Source organism: Terriglobus roseus (genome assembly GCF_900102185.1).
GTDB lineage: Bacteria > Acidobacteriota > Terriglobia > Terriglobales > Acidobacteriaceae > Terriglobus > Terriglobus roseus_A.
The window spans coordinates 1,814,412-1,826,034 of record NZ_LT629690.1; the positions used below are offsets into that span (position 1 = coordinate 1,814,412).

Here is an 11,623-nt window from a genome sequence, read left to right on the forward strand (position 1 = left end):
AGAGGGAACTGCAATGGAATGGACGCCCGGAGGCACCAGCAGCGATATTGAAGACCGTCGTGGAGATTCAGGTGGCGGAGGCGGATTCAATCTCGGTGGAGGCGGACTCGGCCTCGGCGGATTCATCCTCGTCGTCATCATCGGACTAATCTCTGGTCGAGGCTTCATCGGCAGCCTGCTCGGCGGCCTTGGCGCAGCGGCAGGCGGCGGAGGCGGACAACAGGTCCGTCACAGCGAACCCGGCCAACCTGTACAAGAAAGCGCCGCCGAACATCACGACGTACAGCTCGTCTCCTTCGTACTGGACGACGCGCAGAAAACCTGGACCGCGATTCTGCCAGAACAAACCGGTCGCAACTATCGCCACGCAAAGTTAGTGCTCTTCCGCAACCGCACACAATCCGGCTGCGGCAACGCGCAGTCAGCCACCGGTCCGTTCTACTGCCCTGAAGATGAGCGCGTTTACATCGACCTCGGCTTCTGGGACGAATTGAAACAACTAGGCGGCAACACCGGCGAGTTCGCACAGGCCTACGTCATCACGCACGAGATCGGCCACCACGTGCAGAACATCCTCGGCACGGAGCAGAAAGCTCAGCAAGCCATGCGCAATCCCGCCACACGCTCAAAGACCTCGGTCGAACTCGAACTCCAGGCCGATTGTTACGCCGGCATCTGGGCACATACAACGCAGCAGCGCATGGTAAACGGCAAGCCAATCCTGGAGCCAGGCGACATCGATCAAGCCATGCAAAACGCCGCAGCCGTTGGCGACGACCACATCCAGAAAATGCAGCGCGGCACAGTAAGCCCGGAAAGCTTCACGCACGGCACCAGCGCAGAACGCCAGGGATGGTTCAAGCGCGGCTTTGAAACCGGTCAGGTAAAAGCCTGCAATACCTTCGATGTCGGCGCGGACGGCTATCAGTCGTCCACCGCAAACTAACTACTGCAAGATCCTGAACTCAGGCGGCGTTTCGGTCTCAACCGGAACGCCGTTTCCGTCGATAGCGGCCTCCCGCTCACCATCAAAGTAAGCGCGAATCTTCTTCGCCGTCGCAGCATTTACCACGGCAGTCAAGGCATCTGGTCCCGCGGCCTTAATGCCACGCAGACTTCCGAAGTGTTCAATCAATCGCTTGCGTGTCGTCGGTCCTACACCCGGAATCTGCAACAGTTCGCTGTCACGATCACGCATCTCACGACGCTTCCGGTGATAGCTGATCGCAAACCGATGCGACTCATCGCGAATACGCTGCACCAGATGCAAAACAGGAGAACGACGATCCAGCACCACCGGATCATCCTCCTGCCCGTAGACGTAAATCACTTCCTCACGTTTCGCGATGGAAGCCAGCGGCTGCAGCGTCACACCAATACTCTCCAACGCCGCATACGCAGCATGAAGCTGCCCCAACCCACCATCAATCAGGATGAGTGAAGGGAAGGGCTCATTGTTCGCTTGCAGCTTTGAATAGCGGCGCACCAGAATCTCGTGCATCGAAGCAAAGTCATCCACGCCGGTCACGGTCTTCAGTTTGAACTTGCGATAGTCCGCCTTCTTCATATCGCCGTTCTCCCACACCACCATGCTTGCCACGGTCTCCGCGCCCTGAATGTGCGAGATGTCGAAGCACTCAATGCGTGTCGGTACTTCCGGCAAGTTCAAAGCATCCTGCAACGCTTCCGCAATCGCTTTCTTCGAAGGCTGTAGCGTGCGGAATCGCTGGTCGTAACTCTGCTTCGCATTCGTGCCAGCAAGATCCAAAAGCGAACGCTTATCACCACGCTGCGGCGCAAGAATCTCCACCTTGCGCTTGCTCTGCTCACTTAGTGCGGAGGTCAGTGCAACACGATCCGGAAACTCCACCGGCACCAGAATCTGTCGCGGAACATAAGGCTGATCAAGATAAAGCTGCTTCAGAAATGCTGAGAAAAACAACGTAGGCGAAAAGCTCTGCTGCTGCGAAGTCACATCCGCGTCAGCCAAAGAAGCATCGTCTTCCTCCACACCCATTTCAAAGCTCACATCCTGCAGGTCTTCCCAGAAGAAGTCGCGCTTGTCCACGATCTTGCCTTCGCGCATATGGAACTGCGCCACGGCCAGCATCTCTTTGTCGAAGTGGAAACCGAACACATCGGCATCCTCGTTCTCGGTAGACGCAATGCGCTGCTTCGCCTGCAACTCTTGCAGCGTGATCAATTGATCGCGCATCTTGGCTGCAAGCTCAAACTGCTCATTCGCTGCAGCCTCGCCCATGCGCTGCTTCAGGCGGCCTTCCAGTTCGCCTTCCTTGCCTTCCAGAAACAACTGCACATCGCGAACCGCCTCGCGATACGCCTCCGGCGCAACCAGGTTCTCCACGCATGGCCCCAGGCACCGCTTGATGTAGTACTCCAAACAAGGCCGCGGATGGTAGCGATTCAAATCCACCTTGCAGCTCGGAATAAGAAACGAGCGATGGATCAGATCCACAATGCGATAAGCCAGATTCCCCGGGAAATAGGGCCCAAAGTACTGGCCACCATCCTTGCGTAGTTTGCGCGTGACAAAGACCTTCGGATGACGATCACCCATGGTCAGCTTCACATACGGATACGTTTTGTCATCGCGCAGCAGGATGTTGAAGCGCGGCTTACGCTGCTTGATCAGGTTGTTTTCCAGCGCCAGCGCTTCGTGGTTGTTCGCCACCTGGATGTAATCCACATCCACGGCCTCACGCATCAGCGTGCCGGTCTTCGCATTCGCCTGGTTCGCCTTCAGCAGATAGCTGCTTACGCGGCTCCGAAGGTTCTTCGCTTTGCCAACATAGATGACCTCACCCTCGGCGTTTTTGTACAGGTACACGCCGGGTTGCTGGGGCAACGTCCGAATTTTCTGATGGAGATCCATGTTTGGTTCGCGCAGGCGAAGATATCTTCGCGTCTGTGCAACAGTTTAGATGGAATCATGCGCTGGAAGATTCTGCCGGAAAGAAAGGGAATTTGTACCTTAATCCGGCATTCATAAAGTCCGTCCAAAACGGTTTATCTGCAACAAATGGCACCACTTAATCGTTTGGCATGGGGCGTGCATTCATCTAGGCCGAACAGGCATTCTCCCCAAGAGTGCCGATGTAAGACCGGAGGAAGCTGGAATGACTATGAAAGCAGACAAGATGACTCGCGCTACTGTGGCGGCCGGATCGGCTGCCCTGATTCTATTTCTGACCACGGGTTGCAGCACCAAGAACTATGTACGTTCGCAGGCCGCTCCCATCATCCAGCAGACGAACGAACTGGATGCTCGTACCGCCACCGACCACCGCAACATCGTGGACACGGACCAGCGCGCACAGGCTGGCATCGCCCAGGCTCAGAGCGCTGCTGACGCAGCAGACCAGCATGCAGCGGTTGCCGGTCAGTCCGCTGACAAGGCACAGGCAAACGCGAAGGATGCTTACAACCGCGTAGACACCCTGACCGGTGTCGTTGCCAACCTCGACAACTACAAGTCCATGCAGGACGTCAGCGTAACCTTCGGTTTCGACAAGTCGGCACTGACTGCATCGGACAAGAAGCAGCTCGACGAACTCGCAACCAACCTGCAGTCCAGCAAGCACTACATCCTGGAACTGACCGGCGGTACTGACTCCACGGGTGATGCGAACTACAACTACAGCTTGAGCCAGAAGCGTGCTGACGCCGTGGCTTACTACCTGCAGAGCAAGTACGACATCGCTCCGCACAAGTTCTACCTGGTAGGTATCGGCAAGGATCAGGCTGTTGCCTCCAACCAGACCGCAGACGGTCGTAAGCAGAACCGCCGCGTACAGGTTCGCGTGCTCTCCAACCTGCAGGACCAGAACAGCATGACCGCCAAGGCTGGTCAGTAGAGTCTGAATCTGCAGCTCAAATGAAAAGGCGGCCTTCGGGCCGCCTTCTTTTTTCTGTGTTGAAGGATTTAGAGCAGAGAACCGATCATGTGGCCCATCTTGTCCCGCTTCACTTCCAGGTACTTCTGGCTGGTCAGTTCAGCGGCCACTTCAGCGCTGATGCGCTCCGCCACCTGAATGCCATGACTCTCCATTGCCTGTACCTTCTCAGGATTGTTCGTGATCAACCGGATTGAACGAATACCAAGCTGGTTCAGAATCTCCGCAGGCAAAGTGAAGTCGCGATGATCCGCGCGATAGCCCAGTTCCACGTTGGCTTGAATGGTGTCACGTCCAGCGTCCTGCAGTTCGTAAGCGCGTAGCTTGGCCATCAGACCAATGCCTCGGCCTTCCTGCGCCTCGTATAGCAGGATTCCCGAACCATGCGCCGTAATCGTATCCAGCGCCAGTTCCAACTGCTGACGGCAATCGCAGCGCAGCGAATGAAACACATCGCCCGTCAGGCACTGCGAATGCACACGCACAATGGGCGACCCATTGCTGACATCGCCGTAGATCAGCACCACGGCCTCATCCACGGTATTACCCATGGGCCCCGGCGTTGCATCGGGGGCAAGATGCCCCTCAAAGCCAAGGATGCGAAAGCTTCCCCAGCGAGTGGGAAGTTCGGCTTCTGCGACTTTTTCAACCCGGCTGTACTGCATAGTCTCGATTCTATAGATGCCGAAGCCTCCATGTGGATGCAGGGCTTTCCATCGCCGGCGGGGTAAGCTGAAGACGTGAATCCACTTGAGCCCAAGCTCGTCCTCATCTCGTTGCTGATTCAGCTTGGCGTGGCTGCTGCTGTTTCCAGTTCGCTTGCGCGCTCCACGGTCTTTCGCAGACTCCTGCTCGCAACCGATCGCACCCCCATCGATCGCATGCAACTGATGTTGCTGATCGTCACCCCACTCACTCTGGGCGTGTGGATTCGTACCGTCGTACCGAACTTCTTAGCAGCCGACATTTCCTTCGCCACCACCATCCTGCTCGGAGCCATCCTCGGACCCTCCGCCGCCGCAGTGGGAGCGGTCATCCTGTCGTTCCCGGCGCTACTCCACCACGAATTCCTCGCGCTTCCGGTCAATCTCGTCGCCGCAACCGTCGCAGGAGGCTTCTATCGCTTCGCTGACGTGGAAGCGATCTGGACGTTTTCCCCCATGATCGACCTCAGCCTGTACCAGTGGGTGCGCCGCAATCTCCGCCGCCCGCACTTGGACCGGCAGGTTCTGTTGTTGCTCATCATCATGCTGCTGCAACTCGGCGCCAGCGAAGTGGCCATGTACCGCCCGCGCCGCTACTTCGCCCTGCGATCGAACCTCTGGCTCCTGCAACTCGCCATCGCCGCCGCCGCCCCTGTCATCGTCGGCATTCCATTGAAGATCTGGAACGCCATCCGCATTGAAGACAAGCTGGAACAACAAGCGCGCCTACTACTGGAAGCCCGACTCGACGCACTGCAGCGCCAGATCAACCCGCACTTCCTGTTCAACACGCTGAACTCCATCGGTTCGCTCATCCGCCTCGAACCCGAACTCGCCCGCGAGATGATCGTGCGCCTCGCGAACATCCTGCGCATCTTGCTCAAGAAGCGCGAAGCCTTCGTTCCATTCCGTGACGAATTAGCCTTCACCGACGACTACCTCGCCATCGAAGTCGTCCGCTTCGGCGAAAAGCTACGCGTCGTAAAGGAAATCGCACCAGACACCCTCGACCTAGTAGTTCCCAGCATGCTGCTGCAGCCACTCATTGAAAACAGCATCAAACACGGTCTGGAACCCCGCATCAGCGGCGGCACCGTCACCCTGCGAAGCCGCATCCGAGGCGAGCGCCTATTGCTGGAAGTTGAAGACGACGGCGTAGGCATCGCCCCCGAACGCGACGTCGCCATGCCCGTCAGCGGTCTGCGTCGCCCCGGCAACGGCATCGGCATGAAGAACGTCCGCGAGCGTATGGAAGTGCTCTACGGCAGCGATGCTGTCCTCGAAATGGAAAGTCGCCCCGGCCGAGGCACCCGCATCACGCTCGAAATGCCAGTAGTCGCAACCACCGACCTGCAACAAACTCCGGCAGGCGCCCGAAACTAAAGCTCGTCGAACCCAATCAACTCAAAGCGTCCATCGCGAACAGCCGCAGGGATCTGCGCCAACAACGCATTCCGTTCCACATCGCGCTCATTCCGCAGCCGAGTCCGAACCGCCCCCAGCGCCGCGTCGTTATATCCGGGATGACACACCAGCTCCCAGGTCCCTTCCGGCATCCCGTCCAGCAGCCGCTTCAGGTTCGCCTCATCCAGCGTCCCCGTAGCTGAAACGCCAATTGACCCCGCCGTCGTCTTCAATCCCGAAGCCCGCAGTAGCTTCTGAAACGTGTTGCTGAAATTACGAAGCGCCGCAACCTCCAGCTTCCGCAGCAGCGGGCCACGTGTCAGCCGCGCAGACCACGCCTGCTCAAACGGATTCCGAATCGCCGAAACCCCACATTGCATAGCCGCCCGGATCAACGGACGAGCCACCCGCGGAAACAGGTGCGTATGTTTATGGGTGTCCACATGCGTGACGGTCACCCCCGCATCCTGCAGCCGGCGAATCTGCGCGACGGCCTCCGCTTCAATCTGCGCTTCCGGAATCTTCCCGCGCTGCAAATCAGCGATAAACCGAGGCAATGAGTTCCGTAGCTGCCCCTCGCCACCGTCAACAAGCGCCCGCACCGTCTCGGCTGGCGCCACGCAGAAACCATCCACCAGCACCACGTGGCAACCCACACGCAGATTTTTGTACTCCTTAGTAGTACGAACAGCGTCTTTAAAGGCGGCGCCCGCCGACATCAACGTGCAAGACCTCAGGGCACCAGCTTCAGAAAGCTCTCCAATGGCACGATTGACCCCCTCGGTGAGGGCAAAATCGTCTGCATTTACGATCAGACGCCGTTGGGCATTTCTATGGGAGGACATCAGGGGCAGTGTAACGGCTGCCTTCCGGATTGCAAAAATTGGGAGAAAGGCAAACTCTGTCGGGAATCCGGCATTTACGCATGTAACAGATATGGTGCGGGTTGAACGAAATAGTCGGCTGGTTGGGGTATCCTCAAACAAAGGTCTGTTTAGCGATTTACCGTCCCGTCATCCTGTACTCGTAAATCAGGTTGAGGTACATCCACCCCCGGATGCCTGGATCGCATCCAACGGCATACAAAAAGGTAGCGAATGCCAGCACAAGAGTACGCGCAGGGAAGTGTCATGACCACAGAGGCACCGTCCTTTAGAGGCCGTGGCATGTCTATGGCGGCGGGCGTACTCGAACAGCCAACCATTACAGGTGCAGCCTGGGCCGGGCTCGATGTCCTGACCGCGTATATCGGCAGCCTCATCGCCATGCACTTCCGGCTGGATATCGTGCATGAGAGCGGTGGCCTTACGCAGACCAGCGTCCTGCACCTCATGTGGAGCCAGTACGGCGCGTACATGACGTTTTTCGCGCTCTGCCTCGCGTTTTTCTCGCGATCCTACGGTCTCTATGGTCCCATCCAGAACCGCAGCGGCCTGAACGAGCAGCGCCTCACCATCCAGGCCACGCTCGTCGCAGGCCTTCTTCTCTGCGGCAGTATCTACCTCCTCCGCGGCGAAACCGTCTCGCGCATCGTCGTTATGCTGTCCGTAACCCTGACGGGAACCATGCTCTGCGCACGCCGTGCCCTCTGGCGCTCCATGGTCTATACGCGGTATCGCGACGGCGTCGATACCCGGAACGTCCTCATCATTGGTTCCGGTCGCGTGGGCCACGCCCTGCGAAATCACCTCGAATCGCTCCGCCATCTTGGCTTCCGTTTCCGTGGCTTCATCGCTCTCAACGAGAGCGAAGTTGAATCAGGCGACGCCGACACCGTCGGCGACATGACCAACTGCCTCACCATCGCGCGAGCGCTCTTCGTCGATGAAATCTTCTTCTCCACACCGGCAGACAAGAAGGTCGTGATCGATCTCGTGCAGGAAGCGCGCGAACTCGGCATTGACGTCCGTGTAGTGCCTGACCTTTACGACGGTTTAGCCTGGAACGCGCCTGTCGAATACGTCGGCCAGTTCCCAACGATCCCTCTGCATCGCCGCGAATTCCCAATCGGGTCGTTCATGGTCAAGCGCACGCTCGACCTCGCCTTGTCATTCCTGGCGCTTGTCATCCTCAGCCCCATATTGTTTCTGATCTCGCTTGCAGTTCTGTTGGATTCGCCGGGCCCCATCTTCTATCGTGCACGCCGTATCGGCCGTAAGGGACGCACCTTCAACTGCTACAAGTTCCGCACCATGGTCCAGAACGCGGATCATCTGAAGGCGCAACTGGAGCACATGAACGAGCGCGACGGCATCCTCTTCAAGATGACCAACGACCCGCGCATCACTCGCGTTGGCCGGTTCTTGCGTAAGTATTCGCTCGACGAGATTCCGCAGTTCTTCAACGTCCTCAAGGGCGACATGAGCCTGGTGGGGCCGCGTCCTCCCATCGCCTCAGAAGTAGAGCGTTACGATCTCTCCCATCTGCGCCGCCTCGACGTACTCCCGGGCATCACCGGCCTCTGGCAGGTTGAAGCGCGTCAGGACCCGTCGTTTGACAGCTATATCTCGCTCGATACGGCATACGTTGAGAACTGGAACCTCTGGCTCGATCTGAAGATTCTCATCCGCACCATTAGCGTCGTTATCAGCGGCACCGGCAGCTAAGGGCACTCGCAGCAACGGCACTCACCGTTCCATAATGGTGATGTGAAGATTGCACTGGCGCAGCTGAATCCCACCGTAGGCGATTTCAAAGGCAACACCGCACGCATCCTGGACTATGCGAAACGCGCTGGAGAACTCGGCGCGGATCTGGTCGTTTATCCGGAGCTTGCTATCCCCGGCTATCCGCCACAGGATCTGTTGGAAGACGAAAATTTCCTCGCCAACTGCCAGCATTCACTAGACACCATTGCAAAGGCCACAGCGCAGCCCGGAATGCCCGCCATCCTCTGCGGCACGGCGCTCGCGTCCGCAACAAATCCCGGCAAACACGCGCGCAACATAGCCGCTCTCTGCTACGACGGCAAGGTGCAGTTCATTCAGCAGAAGATGCTGTTGCCCTTTTACGACGTCTTTGACGAACAGCGTTACTTCCAGCCCGCAGAGTCGCAGTCGCTCATCGAGTTTGGTGGCGAAGTACTCGCCGTCACCATCTGCGAGGATGCGTGGAATGACAAGGACTTCTGGCCCGAGCGTTTTTACCCCAACGACCCCGTAGAGCGCCTGCTCACGTCTACTCTCAATGGACGCAAGGCTTCGCTACTGCTGAACATCTCCGCATCACCATACTGGGAAGGCAAGCAGCAGGTGCGCCGCAGCATGATCGGTGCCATCGCTAAGCGCCACAGTGTTCCGGCGGCCATGTCTGCGCAGGTAGGCGGCAACGACAGCCTCCTCTTTGATGGCGCTTCGTTCGTTGTCAACCGCGACGGCGAAACAATCGCAGCGGCAAAGAGCTTCCAAGAAGATCTGCTCCTCTTTGACACCGCACTTGCCGCATCGCCCATCGTTGCACCCGTCGTCGACGACGTAGAAGCCGCATGGAAGGCGCTCGCCATGGGCATCCGCGACTACGTGCGCAAGTGCGGCTTCTCCAAGGTTCTGATCGGCCTCAGTGGAGGAATTGATTCCGCTGTCGTCGCGGCGCTGGCGGTCGACGCAGTCGGCAAAGAAAACGTCATGGGCATCGGCATGCCCAGCGAATATTCCTCCAGCGGCTCCGTCGATGACGCTCTCGCACTGGCGAAGAACCTGGGCATCCAGTGTGAAATCATCGCGATTCGAGAGACATTCAATGCAATGGATAAGGCTCTCGGGCCGTTGTTCGCAGAGACACCATTCGGTCTTGCGGAAGAGAACATGCAGGCCCGCATCCGCGGCACATTGCTGATGAGCGTCTCCAACAAGTTTGGCCACCTCGTACTGACCACCGGCAACAAGAGCGAGATGTCCGTGGGCTACTGCACACTCTACGGCGACATGGTCGGCGCACTGGCGGTCATCGGCGATGTCTGGAAGACGAAGGTCTATCAGCTTGCGCACTACGCCAACCGCGAGCGCGAAGTGATCCCGCAGAACACCATCACCAAGCCGCCAAGCGCGGAGCTTCGCCCAGACCAAAAGGACACAGACTCACTCCCGCCGTACGAGATACTCGATCCGATCCTGCAGGCATACGTGGAACGCTACGAATCGGCAGACGAGATTGTGTCTTCGCAAGGCGTGGACCGCGAACGAGTTGAGCAGGTGTTACGGCTCGTGGAACGCAGCGAATACAAGCGTCAGCAGGCCGCCCCAGTCCTCAAAGTGACAGCGAAGAGCTTCGGTACGGGCCGCCGTTTCCCACTCGCCGCACGCACGCGCCAGCAACTCTAAATGTTGTCAAGCCCTTGAGGCCTCAACCTCAAGAAAGTAAAGCAAATAGAGTTGGCATGCTATTTCGGCGAAACCTCTAAAATAGAAAACAGAGACAAAAGGGCTGCGCGTAGCGCGGCCCTAACTCGTTTAGAAAGACGATTTTGCCTCTAACCCTAATGGGCAGACGATTTTAGCGCCACCCCCGCCGTAACTCCAATGGGAAGACGATTTTAGAAAAACAGGGGAGGGGGAGGGGGTAGCGCAACCCGGCGCAGTGAAAGACGATTGCGCCATCGCTCTCGGGTGAGAAGATAAACGTGATCATGCGAACCCAGTCCTTGCTCTCCTTTGCTGCTGCCGTGGCAATTGCGGTTGGTTCTGCCGCTGTTGCTCAGGCTCCCGCCGCTGACCCATTTCCGGCTATCAATCAGAAGTACTTCGACGCCGCGTCTCCCACCGCAGACGACGTAAACGCGTTCCTCAAGGCAATCTGGGGCTACGACACGAACCGTTCATGGAAGGTGATGGCCATCCAGAAGACACCTGCTCCCGGCGTGAGCAAGGTGACCATCTTCGTGGCAGACAAGAGCCAGGGCAACAAGGTCGACAGCGTACGCTTCTTCGTCACGCCCGATGGCAAATACGCCATCGCTGACACGGTCTTCCGCTTCGGAGCCCATCCCTTTGAGGACAACGCCAAGGTGCTAGCCGCCGAAGCCAACGGCCCCGCAACTGGAGCCGCCGACAAGAAGATCCTCTTCGTGGAGTTCGCCGATCTGCAGTGCCCGCACTGCAAGGAAGCGGAGCCAGTCATCGAGCAGCTCCAGAAGGACTTCCCACAGGCTCGCTTCGTGTACCAGAACTATCCGCTGGTAGAGATTCATCCCTTTGCCTACAAGTCCGCGGCAACGGGCAACTGCATAGCGCAGACCAAGGGTGATGCAGCCTTCTTCACCTACATCAAGGACGTCTTCGCCCACCAGGAAGGCCTCACCGACGCCATGGCAGACACCACCATTGCCAACGCCGTAAAGGCCGCCGGTGCAGACCCTGCCGCCATGGCCACTTGCGCCGCCTCACCCGCCGCCAAGACCAAGCTGGACGGCCAGATAGACCTGGCAGGGAAGTTGGGTGTTGACCAAACCCCTATGCTGGCGGTCAACGGCCACCTGATGCCCCTGGGTGGCGTACCCTACGAGACCCTGAAGCAAGTCATCGACTGGGACTTGAAGCAGGAAGGTTTGAAGTAGTTCTTCGCATCGACTGAATAGAAAAATGGCCGCAACGCAAACGTTGCGGC

At 58.1% G+C, this 11,623-nt stretch carries 9 protein-coding genes; 6 read left to right on the top strand and 3 right to left on the bottom strand.

The window, feature by feature from the left end:
• Window positions 1-13: 13 nt before the first annotated feature.
• The gene (locus tag BLT38_RS07745) at window positions 14-946 is read left to right on the top strand and encodes a neutral zinc metallopeptidase (RefSeq protein ID WP_083344654.1); all 933 of its coding nucleotides are present in this window, start codon (window positions 14-16) and stop codon (window positions 944-946) included.
• On the opposite strand, the gene uvrC is transcribed toward BLT38_RS07745, so the two are convergent.
• A complete protein-coding gene (gene uvrC, locus BLT38_RS07750) occupies window positions 947-2,893 on the bottom strand; it encodes an excinuclease ABC subunit UvrC (RefSeq protein ID WP_083344655.1) in 1,947 nt (648 codons plus the stop codon). It lies immediately after the preceding gene.
• 244 nt (window positions 2,894-3,137) lie between these two features.
• Between uvrC and BLT38_RS07755 the strand changes: the two genes are divergently transcribed.
• Entirely contained in the window at window positions 3,138-3,875 is a 738-nt protein-coding gene (locus tag BLT38_RS07755) for an OmpA family protein (protein WP_083344656.1), read from the top strand.
• 68 nt (window positions 3,876-3,943) lie between these two features.
• Here the strand turns inward: BLT38_RS07755 and ribA are convergent, their stop codons facing one another.
• Window positions 3,944-4,579 (bottom strand): GTP cyclohydrolase II, encoded by a 636-nt coding sequence (gene ribA / locus BLT38_RS07760; RefSeq protein WP_083344657.1) that lies wholly within the window; start codon window positions 4,577-4,579, stop codon window positions 3,944-3,946.
• 75 nt (window positions 4,580-4,654) lie between these two features.
• Here ribA and BLT38_RS07765 point away from each other — a divergent pair, with 75 nt between their 5' ends.
• Window positions 4,655-6,001, top strand: coding sequence for a sensor histidine kinase (locus BLT38_RS07765; protein WP_083344658.1), 1,347 nt, complete (start codon window positions 4,655-4,657; stop codon window positions 5,999-6,001).
• Here BLT38_RS07765 and BLT38_RS07770 read toward each other — a convergent pair.
• Window positions 5,998-6,867, bottom strand: a complete 870-nt coding sequence (locus BLT38_RS07770; protein WP_083344659.1) for a ChbG/HpnK family deacetylase — start codon at window positions 6,865-6,867, stop codon at window positions 5,998-6,000. The two genes, BLT38_RS07765 and BLT38_RS07770, sit on opposite strands and share 4 nt — an antisense overlap.
• Window positions 6,868-7,188: 321 nt before the next feature.
• Here BLT38_RS07770 and BLT38_RS07775 point away from each other — a divergent pair, with 321 nt between their 5' ends.
• The 3 genes from BLT38_RS07775 (at window position 7,189) to BLT38_RS07785 (ending at window position 11,573) form a co-directional block, all read left to right on the top strand.
• Window positions 7,189-8,628, top strand: a complete 1,440-nt coding sequence (locus BLT38_RS07775) for a sugar transferase (RefSeq protein WP_231966811.1) — start codon at window positions 7,189-7,191, stop codon at window positions 8,626-8,628.
• A 42-nt stretch (window positions 8,629-8,670) separates the two neighbouring features.
• The gene (locus tag BLT38_RS07780) at window positions 8,671-10,341 is read left to right on the top strand and encodes an NAD+ synthase (RefSeq protein ID WP_083344661.1); all 1,671 of its coding nucleotides are present in this window, start codon (window positions 8,671-8,673) and stop codon (window positions 10,339-10,341) included.
• 305 nt (window positions 10,342-10,646) lie between these two features.
• The gene (locus BLT38_RS07785) at window positions 10,647-11,573 is read left to right on the top strand and encodes a DsbA family protein (RefSeq protein ID WP_083344662.1); all 927 of its coding nucleotides are present in this window, start codon (window positions 10,647-10,649) and stop codon (window positions 11,571-11,573) included.
• Window positions 11,574-11,623 lie beyond the last annotated feature (50 nt).

What these genes read in the sequence shown, in the direction of transcription:
- BLT38_RS07745 (WP_083344654.1), top strand. Translation starts at nt 14, where the DNA reads ATGGAATGGACGCCCGGAGGCACCAGCAGCGATATTGAAGACCGTCGT.
- uvrC (WP_083344655.1), bottom strand. Translation starts at nt 2,893, where the DNA reads ATGGATCTCCATCAGAAAATTCGGACGTTGCCCCAGCAACCCGGCGTG.
- BLT38_RS07755 (WP_083344656.1), top strand. Translation starts at nt 3,138, where the DNA reads ATGACTATGAAAGCAGACAAGATGACTCGCGCTACTGTGGCGGCCGGA.
- ribA (WP_083344657.1), bottom strand. Translation starts at nt 4,579, where the DNA reads ATGCAGTACAGCCGGGTTGAAAAAGTCGCAGAAGCCGAACTTCCCACT.
- BLT38_RS07770 (WP_083344659.1), bottom strand. Translation starts at nt 6,867, where the DNA reads ATGTCCTCCCATAGAAATGCCCAACGGCGTCTGATCGTAAATGCAGAC.
- BLT38_RS07775 (WP_231966811.1), top strand. Translation starts at nt 7,189, where the DNA reads ATGTCTATGGCGGCGGGCGTACTCGAACAGCCAACCATTACAGGTGCA.
- BLT38_RS07785 (WP_083344662.1), top strand. Translation starts at nt 10,647, where the DNA reads ATGCGAACCCAGTCCTTGCTCTCCTTTGCTGCTGCCGTGGCAATTGCG.